The sequence below is a fragment of the Streptosporangium sp. CA-115845 genome, assembly GCF_050943795.1.
In the GTDB taxonomy this organism is placed as follows: Bacteria; Actinomycetota; Actinomycetes; order Streptosporangiales; family Streptosporangiaceae; genus Streptosporangium.
Genome location: NZ_CP191988.1, coordinates 7,411,375 through 7,433,007, shown reverse-complemented (window position 1 = coordinate 7,433,007; position 21,633 = coordinate 7,411,375). Strand labels below are relative to the sequence as shown.

Here is a 21,633-nt window from a genome sequence, read left to right as displayed (position 1 = left end):
TGGGTCGATGGTCGGAAAGCCGACAAGTTGACACAAGTCCGGCAGATCCGATAAGATGGTGACACGGAATGGAACGCCCCGAAGTCCGGGACACCGCGAACGCGGGCCTTCGGACAACGGTGTACGCGTCCGTTTCTTGAGAACTCAACAGTGTGTTAAAAGCCAGTGCATGAAGCACAACCCTGTCCAACCTGCCCTTTCATCGGGGTGGGGGACGGATTCCTTTGGTTGAACATCCATCATGTGAGATGGGTGCTTTCAGCCGGGAGCAACTGTTCAGACATTGTTTGGAGAGTTTGATCCTGGCTCAGGACGAACGCTGGCGGCGTGCTTAACACATGCAAGTCGAGCGGAAAGGCCCTTCGGGGTACTCGAGCGGCGAACGGGTGAGTAACACGTGAGTAACCTGCCCCTGACTCTGGGATAAGCCCGGGAAACTGGGTCTAATACCGGATACGACACCTCCCGGCATCGGGTGGGTGTGGAAAGTCTTTTCGGTTGGGGATGGACTCGCGGCCTATCAGCTTGTTGGTGGGGTAACGGCCTACCAAGGCGACGACGGGTAGCCGGCCTGAGAGGGCGACCGGCCACACTGGGACTGAGACACGGCCCAGACTCCTACGGGAGGCAGCAGTGGGGAATATTGCGCAATGGGCGAAAGCCTGACGCAGCGACGCCGCGTGGGGGATGACGGCCTTCGGGTTGTAAACCTCTTTCAGCAGGGACGAAGTTGACGTGTACCTGCAGAAGAAGCGCCGGCTAACTACGTGCCAGCAGCCGCGGTAATACGTAGGGCGCAAGCGTTGTCCGGAATTATTGGGCGTAAAGAGCTCGTAGGTGGCTTGTCACGTCGGGTGTGAAAGCTTGGGGCTTAACTCCAGGTCTGCATTCGATACGGGCTGGCTAGAGGTAGGTAGGGGAGAACGGAATTCCTGGTGTAGCGGTGAAATGCGCAGATATCAGGAGGAACACCGGTGGCGAAGGCGGTTCTCTGGGCCTTACCTGACGCTGAGGAGCGAAAGCGTGGGGAGCGAACAGGATTAGATACCCTGGTAGTCCACGCTGTAAACGTTGGGCGCTAGGTGTGGGGACCTTCCACGGTTTCCGCGCCGTAGCTAACGCATTAAGCGCCCCGCCTGGGGAGTACGGCCGCAAGGCTAAAACTCAAAGGAATTGACGGGGGCCCGCACAAGCGGCGGAGCATGTTGCTTAATTCGACGCAACGCGAAGAACCTTACCAAGGCTTGACATCGCCCGGAAACACTCAGAGATGGGTGCCTCTTCGGACTGGGTGACAGGTGGTGCATGGCTGTCGTCAGCTCGTGTCGTGAGATGTTGGGTTAAGTCCCGCAACGAGCGCAACCCTTGTTCAATGTTGCCAGCACGCTCCTTCGGGGGTGGTGGGGACTCATTGGAGACTGCCGGGGTCAACTCGGAGGAAGGTGGGGATGACGTCAAGTCATCATGCCCCTTATGTCTTGGGCTGCAAACATGCTACAATGGCCGGTACAGAGGGTTGCGATACCGTGAGGTGGAGCGAATCCCTAAAAGCCGGTCTCAGTTCGGATTGGGGTCTGCAACTCGACCCCATGAAGTCGGAGTCGCTAGTAATCGCAGATCAGCAACGCTGCGGTGAATACGTTCCCGGGCCTTGTACACACCGCCCGTCACGTCACGAAAGTCGGCAACACCCGAAGCCCGTGGCCCAACCAGCTTGTCTGGGGGGAGCGGTCGAAGGTGGGGCTGGCGATTGGGACGAAGTCGTAACAAGGTAGCCGTACCGGAAGGTGCGGCTGGATCACCTCCTTTCTAAGGAGCATCGAACCTGAGTGGCTATGGCCGCGAGGGTCCATGCCGTGTTCGTGGGCGAACGTTCCACGCTCGGCGCGCTCATTAGTGGAGCACTGGCTAATCGGATGATTCGGGTCTGCCCGGGTCGGCTGGTACCGCCTTGGTTCTTCGGAGCCGGGGAGTGGGAACGTCGGCTGGGAGACGCGGATGGGTCTGGACACACTGTTGGGTCCTGAGGAAACGGACATCATGGCGGGCCCGCCTGTGGCGGGCTTGCTGTCTGTTGGAGCCTCATGCGGGACCGGCCTCCTGTCATACCAGCTCGACCTGTTGAGGGTTCGGGCGATCGATGGCGGGGCGGGTTTGGTCGCTGTTTGTTGTTTGAGATTTGCATAGTGGACGCGAGCATCTTTGTGGCCAAGTTTTTTAGGGCACACGGTGGATGCCTTGGCATCAGGAGCCGATGAAGGACGTGGGAGGCTGCGTTAAGCCCCGGGGAGTCGCCAACCAGACTTTGATCCGGGGATGTCCGAATGGGGAAACCTAGCACCAGTCATGTGGTGTTGCCTCCGCCTGAATGTATAGGGCGGTTGGTGGTAACGCGGGGAAGTGAAACATCTCAGTACCCGTAGGAAGAGAAAACAAATTAGTGATTCCGTGAGTAGTGGTGAGCGAAAGCGGATCAGGCTAAACCGTAGGCGTGTGATAGCCGGCAGGCGTTGCGTTTACGGGGTTGTGGGACCCTCTGACGGTTTCTGCCGAGACCGTAGACAGTAAGAAATCCTTCCGATAGCCGAAGCTTCTGGGAAGTGGCGCCGTAGACCGTGAGAGTCGGGTAGGCGAAATTGGTTGGACTGTTGGAGGGGATCCCAAGTAGCACGGGGCCCGAGAAATCCTGTGTGAATCTGCCAGGACCACCTGGTAAGCCTAAATACTCCCTGATGACCGATAGTGAACAAGTACCGTGAGGGAAAGGTGAAAAGCGCCCCGGTGAGGGGTCGTGAAATAGTACCTGAAACCGTGTGCCTACAAGCCGTAGGAGCGTAAACGAGGCTTGCCTTGTTTGTGATGTGACTGCGTGCCTTTTGAAGAATGAGCCTGCGAGTTATGGTGTGTGGCGAGGTTAACCCGTGTGGGGGAGCCGTAGCGAAAGCGAGTCTGAATAGGGCGTTTGAGTCGCATGCTGTAGACCCGAAGCGGAGTGATCTAGGCATGGGCAGGTTGAAGCGCGGGTAAGACCGCGTGGAGGACCGAACCCACCAGGGTTGAAAACCTGGGGGATGACCTGTGTTTAGGGGTGAAAGGCCAATCAAACTCCGTGATAGCTGGTTCTCCCCGAAATGCATTTAGGTGCAGCGTTGCGTGTTTCTTGCCGGAGGTAGAGCACTGGATGGCTAATGGGCCCGACAAGGTTACTGACGTCAGCCAAACTCCGAATGCCGGTAAGTGAGAGCGCAGCAGTGAGACTGCGGGGGATAAGCTCCGTAGTCGAGAGGGAAACAGCCCAGACCACCGACTAAGGCCCCTAAGCGTGTGCTAAGTGGGAAAGGATGTGGAGTCGCAGTGACAACCAGGAGGTTGGCTTAGAAGCAGCCACCCTTGAAAGAGTGCGTAATAGCTCACTGGTCAAGTGATTCTGCGCCGACAATGTAGCGGGGCTCAAGTACACCGCCGAAGTCGTGGCATTCACACGTATAACTGAGCCTTTGTGGTTTAGGTGTGTGGATGGGTAGGGGAGCGTCGTGCGGCCGGTGAAGCAGCGGAGTGATCCAGCTGTGGAGGCTGTGCGAGTGAGAATGCAGGCATGAGTAGCGAATCAGAAGTGAGAAACTTCTGCGCCGGATGACCAAGGGTTCCTGGGGCAGGCTAATCCGCCCAGGGTAAGTCGGGACCTAAGGCGAGGCCGACAGGCGTAGTCGATGGACAACGGGTTGATATTCCCGTACCCGCTACGATGCGCCAATACTGAATCCAGTGATACTAAGGGTCCTTAACCCCTCCGAGCCTTCGGGCTTGGGGTGAGGGTGAACGCCTGGCCTGAACTGGTAGTAGGTAAGCGATGGGGTGACGCAGGAAGGTAGCCCAGCCCAGGCGATGGTAGTCCTGGGGTAAGCATGTAGGGAGAGAGGTAGGCAAATCCGCCTCTTATGTATCCTGAGATGTGATGCCGAGCCGATTGTGGCGAAGTGGGTGATCCTATGCTGCCGAGAAAAGCCTCTAGTGAGTGTCGTGGCGGCCCGTACCCTAAACCGACTCAGGTGGTCAGGTAGAGAATACTAAGGCGATCGGGTGAACTGTGGTTAAGGAACTCGGCAAATTGCCCCCGTAACTTCGGGAGAAGGGGGGCCTTCGCTGGTGACGAACCTTTGCGTTCTGAGCTGGTGGGGGTCGCAGAGGCCAGGGGGAAGCGACTGTTTACTAAAAACACAGGTCCGTGCGAAGTCGTAAGACGATGTATACGGACTGACGCCTGCCCGGTGCTGGAACGTTAAGGGGACCGGTTAGTCGCACTTGTGTGGCGAAGCTGAGAACTTAAGCGCCAGTAAACGGCGGTGGTAACTATAACCATCCTAAGGTAGCGAAATTCCTTGTCGGGTAAGTTCCGACCTGCACGAATGGCGTAACGACTTCCCCGCTGTCTCAACCGCAGACCCGGCGAAATTGCACTACGAGTAAAGATGCTCGTTACGCGCAGCAGGACGGAAAGACCCCGGGACCTTCACTATAGCTTGACATTGGCGTTTGGAACGTCTTGTGTAGGATAGGTGGGAGACGGTGAAGCTATCACGCTAGTGGTGGTGGAGTCATTGGTGAAATACCACTCTGGTCGTTTTGAACGTCTAACTTCGGTCCGTGATCCGGATCAGGGACAGTGTCTGGTGGGTAGTTTAACTGGGGCGGTTGCCTCCTAAAGAGTAACGGAGGCGCCCAAAGGTTCCCTCAGCCTGGTTGGCAATCAGGTGTCGAGTGTAAGTGCACAAGGGAGCTTGACTGTGAGACCGACGGGTCGAGCAGGAGCGAAAGCTGGGACTAGTGATCCGGCGGTGGCATGTGGAAGCGCCGTCGCTCAACGGCTAAAAGGTACCCCGGGGATAACAGGCTGATCTTCCCCAAGAGTCCATATCGACGGGATGGTTTGGCACCTCGATGTCGGCTCGTCGCATCCTGGGGCTGGAGTAGGTCCCAAGGGTTGGGCTGTTCGCCCATTAAAGCGGCACGCGAGCTGGGTTTAGAACGTCGCGAGACAGTTCGGTCCCTATCCGCTGCGCGCGCAGGAGACTTGAAAGGAGCTGTCCCTAGTACGAGAGGACCGGGACGGACGAACCTCTGGTGTGCCAGTTGTTCCGCCAGGAGCACGGCTGGTTGGCTACGTTCGGAAGGGATAACCGCTGAAAGCATCTAAGCGGGAAGCTCGCCTTGAGATGAGGTCTCCCACCACGAGAGTGGGTAAGGCTCCCGGTAGACGACCGGGTTGATAGGCTGGAGGTGGAAGCGCAGTAATGTGTGGAGCTGACCAGTACTAATAGGCCGAGGACTTGACCACAAAGCAACATGCTTGATCTGTGCAGCGCTCTGTCCCTTCGCCGGGTCCGGAGCAGCGCCAGATCAAGGTCTTGCTCGCGTCCACTAGGCAATTCTGAGACAGCAAACAGTGGTTTGTGTGTTTCATAGTGTTACGGCGGTTATGGCGAAGGGGAAACACCCGGTTACATTCCGAACCCGGAAGTTAAGCTCTTCAGCGCCGATGGTACTGCACCGGGGACGGTGTGGGAGAGTAGGTCGCCGCCGGACAATCTTTATTGAGGGCCCTCACCTTTTGGTGGGGGCCTTCGTGTTTTCCAGGGAGTCTTCCGGAAGACCGGGACTCCCTCCCACCGGTCGGTTTCGTATCTCGTACTGGGAAAGTGTCCCGCCGGGTGGTGAGGGTCTTTTTTGCGGTGGGGGTACTCGTGTCCGGAACCTGACCGGGACGTCAGTAGGCTGGAGACGTGGACTATCGAGCGGTTGAACAAGCGATCATGCAGCGCGGAGTCGAGTGGAACTTCGAGCCCAGTCTCGACAGGATCGCCGCGCTCATGGACCTGCTCGGCTCCCCGCAGCACTCCTATCCCGTCGTGCACGTGGCCGGTACGAACGGTAAGTCGAGCACGACCCGGATGATCGAGGCGCTGCTGCGCGAGCGCAATCTGCGTGTCGGCCGGTTCACCAGCCCGCATCTCGTCTCCATGCGCGAGCGCATCAGCGTGGACGGTGCTCCACTGAGTGAGGAGCGCTTCGTCGAGGTCTACGAGGACATCGCGCCCTACCTGGAGATGATCGACGCTCAAGGGCGACGGCTCTCCTTCTTCGAGACCCTCACCGCGATGGCGTTCGCCGCGTTCGCCGACGCCCCCGTGGACGTCGCGGTCATCGAGACGGGAATGGGCGGCATCACCGACGCCACCAACGTCGCGGACGGCGCCGTGGCGGTCATCACGCCCATATCCCTCGACCATGTCGACTACCTCGGGCCCGACGTCGAGACGATCGCGGGGGAGAAGGCCGGCATCATCAAGGCCGGGGCGACCGCGGTGCTCGCGCAGCAGGAGCTTCCCGCAGCCGCGGTGCTGATGCGGCAGGCGGCCGAGACGGGCGCCACCGTGGCACGCGAGGGACTGGAGTTCGGAGTGCTGGGCCGGGAACTCGCCATCGGTGGGCAACTGCTCCGGCTCAAGGGTCTCAAGGGTACCTATGACGACATCCTGCTCCCCCTGTACGGCGCTCACCAGGCCGGCAACGCCGTCTGCGCCCTGGCCGCGGTCGAGGCGCTGACCGGCGGGGACGAGCCTCTCGACGCCGAGTTGGTGCGGCAGGCGTTCCTGGGGGTGCGCTCGCCCGGCAGGCTGGAGGTGGTGCGCCGGGGCCCCACGGTCGTCGTCGACGCCGCGCACAACCCGGCGGGGATGCGGGCCACTCTGGACGCCGTGCATGAGTCCTTCGACTTCGCGAAGCTCATCGGAGTGCTGGCGGTGTTCGAGGACAAGGATGTCGAGGGCATCCTGGAACTGCTGGAACCGATGATGGACGAGATCGTGGTGACCCGGAACTCCTCGCCAAGGTCCATGGATGTGGACGATCTCGCCGCGCTGGCCGAGGAGATCTTCGGTCTTGACCGGGTGCACCAGGTCGAGCGGTTGGACAGTGCGATCGACAGGGCGATCGGCATGGTCGACGCTCTGGGAGAGTTCAGCGGTGCCGGGGTGTTGATCACAGGTTCCGTGGTCACCGCCGGCGACGCGCGGCTCCTGTTCAAGGCAGACGAGACGCAGTGAGCGGTGAGTGCCGACGGCCGTCGGCCGGGCGACTGAGAAGGAGCGAGAAATGATCACGGTCACTCCGGGCATGAGGCGCCTCTGCGCCAGCGTGCTCGGCATGGAGGCCATAGTCGTCGGGCTGTTCACGCCGGTGGCCATCAACACCCAGGGCGTCGAACCGGCCATCGCGGCCACCGTCGGGCTGGGTCTGGCGCTCCTCTGCGTGCTGGTCATCGGCCTGCTCAAACGGCCTTTCGCCTACGTCGCGGGAAGCCTGGTCCAGGTGCTCGCCATCGCCTCCGGCTTCATGGTCCCGACCATGTTCTTCCTCGGAGTGATCTTCGCCGCGCTGTGGATCACAGCGATATTCGTCGCTCGCCGTGTCGAGGGCGTGACTTCTCGCTAAAGTCGGCCAACATGGCCGTCCCTCCCATTCAGCCGACTCGGGCAGTGGGCGCCGGGCCCACGGGCCTGATGCGCGCGCTTCATGTCCCGTTGATGCTCGACGTCGTCCTCGGACTGCTCGTCGCAGTAGTGCTGCCGTTGGCGATCGTCGCCATCCCCAACACCATCTCGGTGGTCGCCGCCCTTCTGCCACCGGAAGTCTCACAGATAGCGATGATCAGGGCGCATGGGCTGGCGCTCCCCGGGATGGTCCTGACCATGCCGGTGGCCGCGGTGCTCGTGCGCCGGGTGCGGGCGGCCCCGATGGTGGTCGCGGGGCTGACCCTGCTCGCCCTCGCGGACGCCGCCGGCGGCTATGCAGGGTCCACGGTGCTGGTGGGGGTCCTGCGGGTCCTGCACGGTGTCGGCGCGGGCCTGCTGGTCCCCGCCACCCTGATGGCCGTCTGGGGGCGCTCACCGTTCCTGCGGGCGCTGTGGGCGGCGGCGCTGGCGGCGAGCCTCCTGGCCGCACAGGCGCTCGCGCTCTGGCCCCTCGACCAGGTCGACTCCTGGCGCGTCACCCTGCAGCCGTACCCGATGCTCACCGGGGTAGCGCTCGTGCTGGCCGCGCTCTACCTCGTGCTGTGGCTGAAGGAGGGTGAGAGTGCCGGTCCGGGCGCGGTCGGCGCGGCACGCGGGCGCACGCTGTGGGCGGTGGTGCCCGCCGCGGGCGTCGCGGCCCTTGCCCTGGGCAGCACGTTCGACTGGTCGGCGAGTCTCGTGATCCGCGCGGCCCTGGTGTCCGTCGCCGTGCTGCTCGCCCTGGCCTCCGCGGGGGCCTCACGGGGGGCCGCCGGCCGCGCGCCGGCCTACGCGATGGTCGCGGTCGGCGTCGTTGTCCTGCCTACCGCGGCCCAGGTCACCTACGTCGAACTCGGCGGGCTGGGAGGTCCGGGTCTGTCCGGCCTGTGGTCGGCCTTCGCGATCGCCACCGTGATGGCGCTCCTGGCCGCCGCGCTGACGAACCGGCTGGGCGCCACGGCCATGCCCATGGTCACCGCCGGTGGACTGGTGGTGGTGGTCGGGGGCCTGTGTGCGGTACGGCTGTTCCTTCCTGCTCCGGGCGGGCTCGCGCTGATCCTTCCGTTCACGCTGCTCGCGGGTGGTGCCTCGGTGGCCCTCACCGGCGCGCTGCGCTCCTGTGCCGAGGAGGCCGCGCTCCTGGCGCTGTCGCTGTTCTTCCCCGCGGTGCTGGCCGGATTCCTGCTGGGCAGCGGTGTCCAGGTCGCCCAGCTGCGGGAGGCCAAGACCCCGCAGGCGCTGGTCGACGGGTTCGTGGACGCTCTGCACCTGTGGGCACTGATCGGGGGTGGCCTGGTGCTCGTGGTGATCGTGCTCGCTGCCGTGCTGGCCCGTCTCCTGCCGGGGAGTCCGGGGAGTCCGGAGAGCCCGCCGGATGCCGGTACGGCGGACACCTCGCCCGTGGCGGGCCCCAGCTCCGGGCTGGTGCCCTCTCCCGCGGGGGAGGTCGATCCCGCCGGCGGGGTACGGCAGGGAGGCGTCATGCGAGGACAGCCAGGGCCCACGGTGGTGCGGCCGCGCCCCGAGGCGATGACCGGTTCCCACACGCCGGCCCGCTCGAAGCCGGAGGCCGGGCCCGTGCGCGGGTCCGTCGCCGCGGCGGGAGGAGGTGCCGGGGCGGGCAAGGGCAACAGGTCCAGGCCCCGGCACGAGCCGGACCGCGTTCCCGAGCGGGACCCCGACACGGAGCCGGAGCCTGAGCCGGAGAAGGTGGTCGCGCCGCCGGTGGTGGTGCCACCGCCCGCGCCCTCCCCGGAGGACGGCCCGGGGAGCGGTCCGGCCCTCCAGTGACTCCGTCGACCACGGGAAAGCGCGCGAAGGGCGGTAAACTTCGCGCGATTACCGCAGTCAGCGACCCATACGTGTTCGAAGGAGAACCTCAGTGTCCGAGCGCACCCTTGTCCTGATCAAGCCCGACGGTGTGGCGCGTGGTCTCATCGGCGACGTGATCGCCCGTGTCGAGCGCAAGGGCCTAAAGGTCGTGGCGCTGGAGCTGCGCACCCTGGACGTCGACACCGCCAAGACGCACTACGCCGAGCACTCCGAGCGGCCGTTCTTCGGTGAGCTGGTGGAGTTCATCACCTCCGGTCCGCTGGTCGCGCTGGTGCTGGAGGGGCCGCGCGCCATCGAGGCCTTCCGCTCCCTCGCCGGCCTGACCGACCCGGTCAAGTCCGCTCCCGGCACCATCCGCGGTGACCACGCTCTGGAGATCGGCGAGAACGTCGTCCACGGTTCGGACTCCCCCGAGTCCGCCGCAAGGGAGATCAAGATCTTCTTCCCGGATCGCTTCTAGGCGCCCGCTTTTATCGTGTTTGTCGGGCCCCGCCGTCCTTCTGGACGGCGGGGCCCGACCTATTTGGCTAACCCAAGATTTTGCTGCGGTAGGCCGGCTCATTGCGCTCAAGGGTGGGTGCGTCACGTTACGATTCGAGTGCGTTCCGTAGTTTTCGCCGACGACCTGACGGAAGGAGGCCAGCCTTCCTCATGGGCAGCAATCTTGCTTTTTTGGGCCGTGACATGGCAGTCGACCTCGGCACCGCGAACACCCTCGTGTACGTCAGAGGGCGCGGAATCGTGCTCAACGAGCCGTCCGTTGTAGCGATCAACAGCATCACCGGGAAGATCGTGGCCGTTGGCATCGAGGCCAAGCGGATGATAGGTCGCACTCCGAGCAACATCATCGCCATCCGTCCGCTCAAGGACGGTGTCATCGCCGACTTCGACGTCACCGAGCGCATGCTGCGCTACTTCATCCAGCGGGTGCACAAGCGCCGCCATTTCGCGAAGCCGCGCATCATCATCGCCGTGCCGAGTGGGATCACCGGGGTCGAGCAGCGGGCGGTCAAGGAGGCCGGATACCAGGCGGGCGCCCGCAGGGTCTACATCGTTGAGGAGCCCATGGCCGCCGCGATCGGCGCCGGGCTCCCCGTGCACGAGCCCACCGGCAACATGGTGGTCGACATAGGCGGCGGCACCACCGAGGTGGCGATCATCTCGATGGGCGGTGTGGTCACCAGTCAGTCGATCAGGGTGGGCGGTGACGAGCTCGATCAGGCGATCATCGCCTTCGCGAAGAAGGAATACTCGCTCATGCTCGGCGAGCGCACCTCCGAGGAGATCAAGATGGCCATCGGCTCCGCTTGCATGCTCCCGGAGGAGAGCCATGCCGAGATCAGGGGACGTGACCTGGTCAGCGGCCTGCCGAAGACGATCGTGGTGTCGGCGGCCGAGATCCGCAAGGCCATCGAGGAACCGCTCAACGTGATCGTCGACGCGGTCAAGACCACACTTGACAAGTGCCCGCCGGAGCTCTCCGGAGACCTCATGGACCGGGGGATCGCCCTCACCGGAGGCGGCGCGCTTCTCAAGGGCATGGACGAGCGGCTGAAGGCCGAGACCGGTATGCCGATCCACCTCGTCGACAACGCCCTCGACTCCGTGGCGCTGGGCACGGGCAAGTGCGTCGAGGACTTCGACGCACTGCAGCAGGTCCTGGTTCCCGAGCCGCGGCACTGATGAAGGACACCCGCCGGGCACGGGTCAACCTGGGGCTGCTGCTGGCCGCCGCGCTCGTGCTCGTGACCATCGACCACCGTTCGGCCGCGCAGTCCCCGTTCGGGCCGCTCCGCATGGTCGGCACGACACTGTTCGGCACCGCGGAGAGTGTGGGGTCGGGGATCGTGCGGCCGGTCGGCGAGTTCTTCGAGACGATGACCGAGGCTCCTTCCGCGCGTGGACGCGTCGAGGAGTTGCTCGCGGAGAACCAGCGGCTCAAGCGGGACCTGGTGGCGCAGAGCCTTGACCGGGGGCGTTCGGAGGAGCTGCGCAAGCTGCTCGGAGTCTCGGGCACCGGCGGATACAAGATCCTGCCCACCCAGGTGATCGCTCGGCGGGGGGCTCCCGGGTTCGAGGAGGCCGTCGAGCTCGACGTGGGGCGCGCCGACGGGGTGCGTACCGAGATGACGGTGCTGAACGCCGACGGCCTGGTCGGCAGGGTGATCCACGTGGGCGCGTCCACCTCGACCGTGGTCCTGCTCAGCGACCCCGCCTCGGCGGCCGGTGCCCGGCTGGAGGGAAGCAACGAGATCGGGGTGGTGCACGGGGTGGGGGAGAACGGCCGCCTGGTCCGCTTCCGGCTGCTCGACTCGACCGCGCCCATCATCCCCGGCCACCGCATCGTGAGTTTCGGTTCCCAGCGCGGTGCGCCGTACGTGGCAGGGGTGCCGATCGGGGTGGTGGAGCGGGTGGAGGCCACGCCGGGTGAGCTGACCCGTATCGCGTACGCGCGGCCGTACGCCGACCTCACCGCGCTGGACGTGGTCGGCGTGGTGGTGCAGGCGCCGCGCCGCGACCCGCGTGACGCGGTGCTCCCCTCCGGCCCGCGAAAGGCGGCGCCTCCCCGCTTCCAGCGAGAGGGGGTCTGACGGGATGGGGCGCAATGCGATCTTCGTGGCGCTGCTCCTGGGAATCATGATTTTCCAGGTGACCGTCGTCAACAGGCTGCCGCTGCCGGGGCAGGCCGCGCCGGATCTGGTGCTGCTCGCCGTGGTGGGGTACGCGCTGGCCCGCGGGGCAGCGGCGGGGGCGGCCATGGGTTTCGCCGCCGGGCTGCTCAGCGATGTGCTGCCACCGGCCGCGCACCTGTTCGGGCACCACGCGCTGGTGCTCTGCCTCGTCGGCTTCATCGCGGGGCGCGCGGTGGAGAGCCATCCGGGGGCGGGGCCGCTCGCGGCGCTGGCCTGCGCGGTCGCCGGTCCGGTGATCGCGGTGGCGACCGGTGCCCTGCTGGGAGACCCGCGGACCGGCGTGTCCATGCTCACGACCACGCTGCCGCAGGCGGTGCTCTACAACCTGCTTGCCGCGTCGCCGGTGGTGTGGGTGGTGCGAAGGCTCGTCTGCGGGCCGGAGCCGCGCCCTGTCCAGGTGCTCGGATATGTCATGCGGAGCCGCTTGTGAGGCACCTCGTGCTGGGGGACACGTGAGCGGCGGTGGGGAGGAGCGAGCATGGGCCTGATGCGGGGGCGGCTGGTCGTGGTGCAGTTGCTGGTGGTGTCGATGCTGGCGTTGCTCGCTGTCCGGCTCTGGCAGGTGCAGGTGGTGCGCGGTCCGGAGTACGTGGTGGCCGCCACCGAGACGCGCACGCGCGATGTCGTCGTTCCCGCGGTACGCGGGCAGATCCTTGACTCGACGGGCCGTCCGCTGGTCCGAAACCGGACCACGCTGGTGGTCTCGGTCGACCGCACCCGCCTGAACCGGATGGAGGGTAACGGCAAGGAGGTGCTCGAGAAGCTGGCCGCCGTGCTCGGCCGTCGCCCCGCCGAGCTGCGGGAGCGGATCAGGGCATGTGGGCCGGGGGTCACCCGTCCCTGCTGGCCGGGCTCCCCGTACCAGCCGATCCCCATCGACGCGGATGTCACCACGCGCGAGGCCCTGCAGATCCTGGAACGGCAGGAGGAGTTCCCCGGGGTCACGGCCGAGGTGCAGGCGGTACGGGAGTATCCGAGCCGGAGCGCGGGAGCGCAGGCGCTCGGCTACCTGCAGCCGATCACGCAGGAGGAGCTGAACAGGCGCGACGGGCTCAGGGCGGCGTTCTCCGGGGTCGACCTGGTGGGCAGGGACGGCCTGGAGTCGGTCTACGACGTGTCGCTGCGTGGGACGCCGGGGAAGCGGCGGGTGCAGGTCGACCGGCTTGGCAAGGTCATCGGGGTGGAGCAGCACGTGCCTCCGGTGCCGGGCGACACGCTCATCACCAGCATCGACTCCAGGGTGCAGGCCACGGCGGAGAAGGCGCTGGCCGAGGCGATGAAGGGCGCGCCCACGGCGGACGGCGCGGCGGCGGTGGTGCTGGATGTGAAGACGAGCAGGGTCGTCGCTCTGGCCAGCGCGCCGACGTACGATCCGGCGATCTGGACCGGGGGAATCTCCGAGGTGCAGTACCAGCGCCTGCTGTCCGGCAAGGCGGGCAAGCCGTTGGTCTCCCGGGCCATCAAGGGCGAGTTCGCGCCTGGTTCGACGTTCAAGGTGTCGTCGGTGGCGGCGATGCTCAAGGACGGCTACCCGCTGCACGGCCAGTACGACTGCCCGGGGTCCTTCATGGTGGGCGACCGGCCGTTCAACAACTTCCGGGGTATCGGGCTGGGAACGCTCACCCTGCACATGGCGCTGGTGAAGTCCTGCGACACGATCTTCTACCGGGCGGCCTACGAGCAGTGGCTGCGCGACGGCGGGCTCAATCCCAAGGGGAGGACCAAGGAACCGATGGCGGCGATGGCGCGCGCCTACGGTTTCGGCCGCCCCACCGGCATCGACCTGCCGGGTGAGTCGGCGGGCCGGATTCCTGACCGGGCGTGGAAGAAGACGCTCTGGTCGGTGACCAAGGACACCAACTGCAAGCGGGCCAGGACCGGCTACCCGGAGGTGGCCAGGAGCAGCCCCAGCAGGGCCGCCTTCCTCAAGCGGTTGGCGTACGAGAACTGCCTGGAGGGGTACCAGTGGCGGCCCGGTGACGCCGCCAACTTCTCCATCGGGCAGGGCGACGTGCTGGTGACGCCGCTGCAACTGGCGGCGGCCTACGCGGCGCTGGTCGGGGACGGCAGGCTGCGCAGCCCCCGGCTGGGCTGGGCACTGGTGCGTCCCGACGGAACCAAGGTCAAGGAGATCGAGGTGCCGGTGGTGGGCAGGCTGCCGCTCTCACCACGGGAGCGGGCCTACATCAAGGGGGCGCTGAGCGAGGTCGCCTCCGACGGCACCGCGGCCGGGGCCTTTGTCGGGTTTCCCATGAACAAGGTCAAGGTCGGCGGAAAGACCGGCACCGCCGAGGTCTACGGCAAGGCCGACACGTCGTGGTTCGCCTCGTTCGCCCCGACGGACAAGCCGCAGTTCGTGATCGTCGCCATGGTGTCGCAGGGCGGGATGGGCGCCCAGACCGCGGCTCCGGCGGTGCGGAAGATCTACGAGGGCATCTTCGGGTTCAAGCCCGACGGCAAGCCGGCCTCCCCGATCCTGCCGGGCGGGCGCCCGATAAGAGCGCTTCCGGTGATCGCGAAAGACGGGACGGTGGCGCGATGAGGTCCGCTGTGGCATCGGTGACACTGTCCGCGGTGGTGTCCGCGGTGAGGTCCGTGACGGCGTCGGCGGTGACGTCCGCCAGGAGAGCGGCGTGAACCGGGTGGCGGCCGCGCCGCCGAGGGCGTCCCTGGCCGGCAGGACGGTGGCGGCGGCCGCCGCGGTGGGCCGGATGGACGGTGTGATGCTGGTCGCCGTAACCGCCCTGGGGGTGATCGGCACGATGCTGGTCTGGTCTTCGACCAGGACATGGGCGGCCGGCTCCACGGGACTGGTCAAGAAGCACATCCTCAACCTCGTGATCGGAGCCGTGCTGGCCGGTACGGCCGCGATGCTGGACCACCGGACGTTGAGAACCTTCGCGCCGCTGGTGTACGGCGTGACGCTGATCGGACTACTTCTGGTGATCACCCCCCTCGGCAGCACCGTGAACGGCGCACATTCGTGGATCATGCTGGGTGGCGGTTTCGCGTTCCAGCCCTCGGAGTTCGCCAAGCTCGGCCTGGTGCTGATGCTCGCCATGCTGCTGGCCCAGCCCGCCCGCGGCACCGACCGGCCGAGGAGCTTCGACGTCGTGATCGCGCTGGTGGTGGCCACCTTCACCATGGGGTTGGTGATGCTCCAGCCCGATCTGGGAACCACGATGGTCATCGGGGTGATCACGGCGGGTGCGATCGTCGTGGCCGGCGCCCGCAAGCGCTGGATCGGCGGGCTCACCCTCGGCGTGCTCGGCGCGGGGGCGGCCGTGTGGTTCCTCGACATCCTGGAGCCGTACCAGATCGCTCGGTTCACCGCGTTCCTCAACCCGGCCAGCGATCCACGCGGGGTCGGCTACAACAGCACCCAGTCGTTGATCGCGATCGGGTCGGGAGAGGTGTTCGGCAAAGGGCTGTTCGGGGGTGGCCAGACCACCGGCCGCTTCGTACCCGAGCAGCACACCGACTTCATCTTCACGGTGGCGGGAGAGGAGTTCGGCTTCCTCGGTTCGGTCACCGTGGTGGCACTGCTCGGGGTGATCCTGCTGCGGGGGGTGCGGATCGCGCGGGAGTGCGAGGACCGGTTCGGCGCGCTGGCGGCCGGGTCGATCGTGTGCTGGCTGGCCTTCCAGTCGTTCGTCAACATCGGGATGACGGTCGGGATCATGCCGATCACCGGTCTTCCCCTGCCGTTCGTCTCCTACGGCGGTACCGCCACCTTCGCCAACATGATTGCTTTTGGGATGCTTCAGGCGATTCACGCGCGCCGGCAGTCTTTCTAGCGCCGGCATGGGTGACTGCCTATGGCACTCTCTCCAGGCGGATATTCTTGATGGCATGTCTGTCGAGTCGCTGTTTCCCCGCCTGGAAGCGCTCCTGCCCAGAGTGCAGAAGCCGATCCAGTACGTCGGAGGTGAGCTCAACTCGACCGTCAAGGACTGGGACGAGACCACGGTTCGCTGGGCGTTGATGTATCCGGACGCCTACGAGGTCGGTCTGCCCAACCAGGGCGTCCAGATTCTCTACGAGATCCTCAACGAGCTGCCGGAGACGCTGGCCGAGCGGACCTACGCGGTCTGGCCCGACCTGGAGGCGCTCATGCGTGTCGAGGGCGTACCGCAGTTCACGGTCGACGGGCACCGTCCGGTACGGGCGTTCGACGTGTTCGGTCTCTCCTTCTCGACCGAGCTCGGCTACACCAACATGCTGACCGCGCTGGATCTGGCGGGCATCCCGCTGGAGGCGTCGGAGCGGGGCGACGATGATCCGATCGTCCTGGCCGGCGGTCACGCGGCGTTCAATCCCGAGCCGATCGCCGACTTCCTCGACGCCGCCGTGCTGGGCGACGGGGAGCAGATCGCCATCGCGATCACCGAGGTCATCCGCGAGTGGAAGGCCGAGGGCTCGCCCGGCGGGCGCGACGGGCTGCTGATGCGGCTGGCCGAGTCCGGCGGGGTCTACGTGCCGAAGTTCTACGACGTCGACTACCACCCCGACGGCCGTATCCAGCGCGTCGCACCCAACAGGTCGGGTGTGCCGTGGCGGATCCACAAGCACACGGTCATGGATCTGGACGAGTGGCCGTACCCGAAGAAGCCGCTGGTCCCGCTGGCCGAGACCGTGCACGAGCGGTTCAGTGTGGAGATCTTCCGCGGCTGCACCCGGGGTTGCCGGTTCTGCCAGGCCGGCATGATCACCCGTCCGGTGCGTGAGCGCTCGATCACCACGATCGGCGACATGGTCGAGGCGGGCGTGAAGGCGTCAGGTTTCAACGAGGTCGGCCTGCTGTCGCTCTCCTCGGCCGACCACTCCGAGATCGGTGAGGTCGCCAAGGGACTGGCGGATCGTTACGAGGGCACCAACACCTCGCTCTCGCTGCCCTCGACCCGGGTCGACGCCTTCAACATCGACCTGGCAAACGAGTTCTCCCGCAACGGCCGGCGCTCCGGTCTGACGTTCGCTCCCGAGGGCGGCTCCGAGCGGATGCGCAAGGTGATCAACAAGATGGTCACCGAGGAAGACCTGATCAGGACCGTCACCACCGCGTACACCCAGGGCTGGCGGCAGGTGAAGCTCTACTTCATGTGCGGCCTGCCCACCGAGGAGGACGTCGACGTCGAGGGCATCGCCGACCTGGCCAAGAAGGTCATCAAGGCCGGTCGAGAGGCCACCGGGTCGCGCGACGTCCGCTGCACGGTCTCCATCGGTGGCTTCGTTCCCAAGCCGCACACCCCGTTCCAGTGGGCCGGCCAGGCCGACCACGAGACGGTCGACCGCAGGCTCAGGGCGTTGAAGGAGGCCCTGCGCGGTGACAGGGAGTACGGCCGGGCCATCGGCCTGCGCTACCACGACGGCAAGCCCTCGATCGTGGAGGGCCTGCTGTCGCGGGGCGACCGCCGGGTCGGGGAGGTCATCCGCGCGGTGTGGGCGGACGGCGGCCGGTTCGACGGCTGGAGCGAGCACTTCTCCTATCAGCGCTGGATGGACGCCGCGGCCAAGGTCGGCGTCGACGTCGACTGGTACACCACGCGCGAGCGCGAGGAGAACGAGGTCCTGCCCTGGGACCATCTCGATGCCGGTCTCGACCGCGAATGGCTCTGGCAGGACTGGCAGGACGCGGTCAACGACGTCGAGGTCGAAGACTGCCGATGGACCCCGTGCTACGACTGCGGCGTCTGTCCCACGATGGGGACGGAGATCCAGATCGGGCCCACCGGGAAGAAGCTGCTGCCACTGACGGTTGTCTGAGATAGGCGGTGCGTGAGCGCCGCCCACCCAAGAGACGACGACCACGACTTTGGAAGGACGACACCACCCTGAAACCCGCTCCCGACGGGCCGCCGCCCGCGCCAGTGGTGCAGCGCCTCCGTGTGCGCTACGCCAAGCGCGGCCGCCTGCGCTTCACCAGCCACCGCGACATCTCCCGGGCGCTTGAACGCGCGGTCCGGCGAGCCGACGTCCCGGTGGCGTTCAGCGCGGGCTTCTCGCCCCACCCGAAGATCTCCTACGTGGGAGGGGCCGCACCCACCGGGGTCGCCAGCGAGGCCGAATACCTCGAGATCAGCGTGACGCGCGAGTGTGACCCGGAGCGGCTGCGAGCTGCTTTGGACGCCTCGTTGCCTCCCGGTCTCGACGTGCTTGACGTCGTGGAGGCCGGCCCCGCGAGTCTGGCCGACCAGATGGAGTGCTCGGCGTGGGAACTGCGGCTGCCCGGAGCCGATCTCGCCCTCGCCGGTGTCGCGGTTGAGAAATTCGTCGGCACCGATCACGTCGAGGTCGAACGCCTTACCAAGAAGGGGATGCGACGTTTCGACGCGCGGGAGGCGGTGCTGAGCCTCACGGCATTTGAGGGCAAAGGGACAACAGCAGGTCAGGCGTCCAGTCGGCCATGTGTCATACTTCGCATGGTTGTACGGCACGCAACTCCTGCCGTTCGACCCGACGACGTTCTCACTGGACTGCGTCTTGTGGCTGACTTCGCGCCGCCGGTGCCCCCCGAGGTGACCAGGCTGGCGCAGGGCCCGCTGGACGTTCGCACCGGTGAGCCCGCTGATCCGTTCGGCCTGGACCGCGACATTACGCGCGGCGGCGAAGCGGAACCGGTGGGCAGGCACGTCGGCGGCGACATATAGGACTTGGCGCCGGGCTATGAGCCTGGCGGACAGTGAGAGACGAGAGCTCCCGCGCGGCGCGGAGACGTGCCCGGGAGCTGAACGGGAGAGCGCCCGCATGCTCGACAACGAGCCCAACGCCGGGGTCAACAGCCTCGGTGGGGATACGACAACAGAAGAGACGCGGCCACCGGCGCCCCGGCGCAGGGCCGCGAGCCGACCCGCGGGACCTCCGCCGGAGGAGCCGGATTCGGCTCCCGAGGTCGTGACGGCACCCGCACCCCGGGCGGCGTCCGGCGTCTCGCCGGAACCATCGGCGGCCGGTGCGCCCGGGCCCGCGGCGGAGCCCGCGAAGGCTGCGGAGCCCGCCGAGGTGGCAGAGCCCGTGGAGGCGGCAGAGGCGAAGGAGGCTGCGCCCAAGCGCGCCACCAGGCGCAAGACCGCCGCGACGGACGGCACCGCCACCACCACGCGGCGTAGTCGTGCGAAGAAGGTGGCCGAGCCGGTCGCCGAGCCTGCCGAGACGGCGGCCGCCGCCGAGCCCGCGCCGCAGGAGGAGCCCGCCGCCCCTGCCAAGCGCAGCCGTACGCGCAAGAAGGCAGTCGTGCGGGAGGAGCCGACCGCGGCCGAGGAGGTCACCGGCGAGGTGCCCACGGCCGGGGCGGAGGAGGCCGAGGCGGAGCTGCTGCTCGAACTGCCCGTCGACGAACCGCTCGATGACGAGCCCGCGGGTGAGGACCTCGTCGAGGACACCGTCGAGGACACCGTCGAGGACACTGTCGAGGAACGGCGGCCGGGGCTGTTCGCCGACCCCTTCGGGCTGGTCGCCCAAGAACGTTCCGAGGTGCCCTCGGTGACCTTCCAGGCACCCGCGGCGGTGTTCCAGCCACTGTTCCAGGCCCCCGACCCGCAGCGGGCCACGCAGCCCGCCGTCCGGCCCGCGCCGGTCCAGCCTCCCGCGCCGCAGCCGGAGCCCGAGCCCGTCGAGGCGAAGGCTGAGATCGCCGAGGAGCCCGAGGACGAGGACACGGACGGAGACGAGGACGCCGGTGGCCGCCGGCGTCGGCGCCGCAGGGGCGGTCGGGGCCGTGGCAAGACGCGGGACCTCGACGAGAGCGAGGAGACCGAGGCCGAGCAGGACGAAGAGGACAGGCCCGAGGCCGAGCAGGACGAAGACTCGGAGAGCGGCAGCTCGCGTCGGCGTCGCCGCAGGCGGCGCAGGGGCACCGACGAGGCGGGCGAGGTCCACGACGACCCGCCGAACACCGTGGTGCGCATCCGCGCGCCCCGCGCCGGGCGCAGCACCTCGGTGGACGAGGTGCAGAGCGTGCGAGGCTCGACCCGCCTGGAGGCCAAGAAGCAGCGCCGCCGCGAGGGACGCGAGCTTGGCCGCAGGCGTCCGCCGATCATCACCGAGTCGGAGTTCCTGGCCCGCAGGGAGTCCGTCGAGCGCATGATGGTGGTCCGCCGTACCGGCGGGCGCACCCAGATCGCGGTGCTGGAGGACGGGGTCCTCGTCGAGCACTACGTCAACCGCGAGGCGAGCCAGTCGTACGTGGGCAACGTCTATCTCGGCAAGGTGCAGAACGTCCTGCCGAGCATGGAGGCCGCGTTCGTCGACATCGGCAAAGGCCGTAACGCGGTGCTGTACGCCGGAGAGGTGAACTTCGACACCGCCGGGCTGGAGGGACAGCCCAAGCGGATCGAGGTGGCGCTGAAGTCGGGCCAGTCGGTGCTGGTACAGGTCACCAAGGACCCGATGGGGCACAAGGGCGCCCGTCTGACGAGCCAGATCAGCCTGCCCGGGCGCTACCTGGTCTACGTGCCCGACGGCTCGATGACCGGGATCAGCCGCAAGCTCCCCGACAAGGAGCGCACCCGCCTCAAGAGCATCCTCAAGAAGGTCATGCCGGAGAACGCCGGGGTCATCGTCCGCACGGCCGCCGAAGGCGCGTCGGAGGACGAGCTGAGCCGCGACGTGGCCAGGCTGTCGGCGCAGTGGGAGAACATCCGGCGCAAGGCCAAGTCGGCCAGCGCGCCGGAGCTGCTCTCCTCCGAGCCGGACCTGACGGTCCGGGTGGTCAGGGACGTGTTCAACGAGGACTTCTCCTCGCTGGTCGTCGCGGGAGACGAGGTGTGGGAGACGGTCGACGAGTACGTCCGTTACGTCGCCCCGCACCTGGCCGACCGCCTCAGTAGGTGGGAGGAGGACGGTGACGTCTTCGCCGCCTACCGGATCGACGAGCAGATCGCCAAGGCGATGGAGCGCAAGGTCTGGCTGCCCAGCGGGGGCTCGCTGGTGATCGACCGGACCGAGGCCATGACCGTGGTCGACGTCAACACCGGCAAGTTCACCGGCCAGGGCGGCAACCTTGAGGAGACCGTCACCCGCAACAACCTGGAGGCGGCCGAGGAGATCGTCCGCCAGCTCAGGCTGCGCGACATCGGCGGCATCATCGTCATCGACTTCATCGACATGGTGCTGGAGAACAACCGGGACCTGGTGCTGAGGCGGCTGCTGGAGTGCCTGGCCCGCGACCGTACCAAGCACCAGGTCGCCGAGGTCACCTCCCTGGGTCTGGTCCAGATGACGCGTAAGCGGGTCGGTCAGGGTCTCCTGGAGGCGTTCTCCACGGTCTGTGAGTGCTGCAACGGCCGCGGCCTGCACGTCTCGGCCGAGCCGGTCGAGGGCAAGCCGGAGCCGCGTGGTACGCAGGGCAAGATGGCGGTCGAGAAGGCCGTCGCGGAGAAGCTCGGCAAGGACGGTAGCCACGCTGTGGCGGCCGGTGACCAGTCGGGTCGTGATACGGTGACCGATGCGCTTGATGGAGTCCAGAACGAGGACGGTCAGGCAGCACAGGCTTCTGGCCGGGGGCGGAGACGCTCCCGCAAGGCCAGGTCGGCCGAGTAGGTCCTGTCCCGCAGATTTTG

Annotated in this window: 12 protein-coding genes and 3 rRNA genes; all 15 read left to right on the top strand. The window is 66.5% G+C overall.

The features are described from left to right. The first annotated feature begins 284 nt into the window (after window positions 1–284). The 15 genes from ACQP0P_RS35320 (at window position 285) to ACQP0P_RS35250 (ending at window position 21,613) form a co-directional block, all read left to right on the top strand. A 16S ribosomal RNA gene (locus ACQP0P_RS35320) occupies window positions 285–1,809 on the top strand. A 397-nt stretch (window positions 1,810–2,206) separates the two neighbouring features. Next, window positions 2,207–5,335: ribosomal RNA gene (locus ACQP0P_RS35315) — 23S ribosomal RNA — on the top strand. A 131-nt stretch (window positions 5,336–5,466) separates the two neighbouring features. Continuing rightward, a 5S ribosomal RNA gene (gene rrf, locus ACQP0P_RS35310) occupies window positions 5,467–5,583 on the top strand. Together the 16S, 23S and 5S rRNA genes form the textbook arrangement of a ribosomal RNA operon. Before the next feature lie 227 nt (window positions 5,584–5,810). Then, window positions 5,811–7,103, top strand: coding sequence for a bifunctional folylpolyglutamate synthase/dihydrofolate synthase (locus ACQP0P_RS35305; protein ID WP_433382275.1), 1,293 nt, complete (start codon window positions 5,811–5,813; stop codon window positions 7,101–7,103). 49 nt (window positions 7,104–7,152) lie between these two features. Then, window positions 7,153–7,491: a DUF4233 domain-containing protein gene (locus ACQP0P_RS35300; RefSeq protein ID WP_355569452.1), complete on the top strand. Its 339-nt coding sequence runs from the start codon at window positions 7,153–7,155 to the stop codon at window positions 7,489–7,491. Window positions 7,492–7,583: 92 nt separating this feature from the next. Beyond that, entirely contained in the window at window positions 7,584–9,341 is a 1,758-nt protein-coding gene (locus ACQP0P_RS35295; protein ID WP_433363547.1) for a hypothetical protein, read from the top strand. A 91-nt stretch (window positions 9,342–9,432) separates the two neighbouring features. Beyond that, a complete protein-coding gene (gene ndk / locus ACQP0P_RS35290; RefSeq protein WP_030924808.1) occupies window positions 9,433–9,843 on the top strand; it encodes a nucleoside-diphosphate kinase in 411 nt (136 codons plus the stop codon). A 191-nt stretch (window positions 9,844–10,034) separates the two neighbouring features. Then, on the top strand, window positions 10,035–11,066 hold the full coding sequence (locus ACQP0P_RS35285; RefSeq protein ID WP_030924806.1) for a rod shape-determining protein: 1,032 nt from the start codon (window positions 10,035–10,037) through the stop codon (window positions 11,064–11,066). Next, window positions 11,066–11,974, top strand: a complete 909-nt coding sequence (mreC, locus tag ACQP0P_RS35280) for a rod shape-determining protein MreC (protein ID WP_433363542.1) — start codon at window positions 11,066–11,068, stop codon at window positions 11,972–11,974. Before ACQP0P_RS35285 ends, mreC begins: the two co-directional genes overlap by 1 nt. Window positions 11,975–11,978: 4 nt before the next feature. Beyond that, complete coding sequence (gene mreD / locus ACQP0P_RS35275; RefSeq protein WP_355562595.1) at window positions 11,979–12,506, top strand: rod shape-determining protein MreD; 528 nt, start codon at window positions 11,979–11,981, stop codon at window positions 12,504–12,506. Between the two features lie 48 nt (window positions 12,507–12,554). Beyond that, entirely contained in the window at window positions 12,555–14,618 is a 2,064-nt protein-coding gene (gene mrdA, locus ACQP0P_RS35270; RefSeq protein ID WP_433363537.1) for a penicillin-binding protein 2, read from the top strand. Between the two features lie 91 nt (window positions 14,619–14,709). Further along, complete coding sequence (rodA, locus tag ACQP0P_RS35265) at window positions 14,710–15,873, top strand: rod shape-determining protein RodA (protein ID WP_433363534.1); 1,164 nt, start codon at window positions 14,710–14,712, stop codon at window positions 15,871–15,873. 55 nt (window positions 15,874–15,928) lie between these two features. After that, window positions 15,929–17,839, top strand: a complete 1,911-nt coding sequence (locus tag ACQP0P_RS35260) for a TIGR03960 family B12-binding radical SAM protein (RefSeq protein WP_433363531.1) — start codon at window positions 15,929–15,931, stop codon at window positions 17,837–17,839. A 104-nt stretch (window positions 17,840–17,943) separates the two neighbouring features. Next, a complete protein-coding gene (locus ACQP0P_RS35255; RefSeq protein ID WP_433363528.1) occupies window positions 17,944–18,723 on the top strand; it encodes a TIGR03936 family radical SAM-associated protein in 780 nt (259 codons plus the stop codon). 97 nt (window positions 18,724–18,820) lie between these two features. Beyond that, window positions 18,821–21,613 carry an Rne/Rng family ribonuclease gene (locus ACQP0P_RS35250; protein ID WP_433363525.1) on the top strand — a complete coding sequence of 931 codons (2,793 nt, stop codon included), beginning with the start codon at window positions 18,821–18,823 and terminating at the stop codon, window positions 21,611–21,613. Window positions 21,614–21,633: the final 20 nt, after the last annotated feature.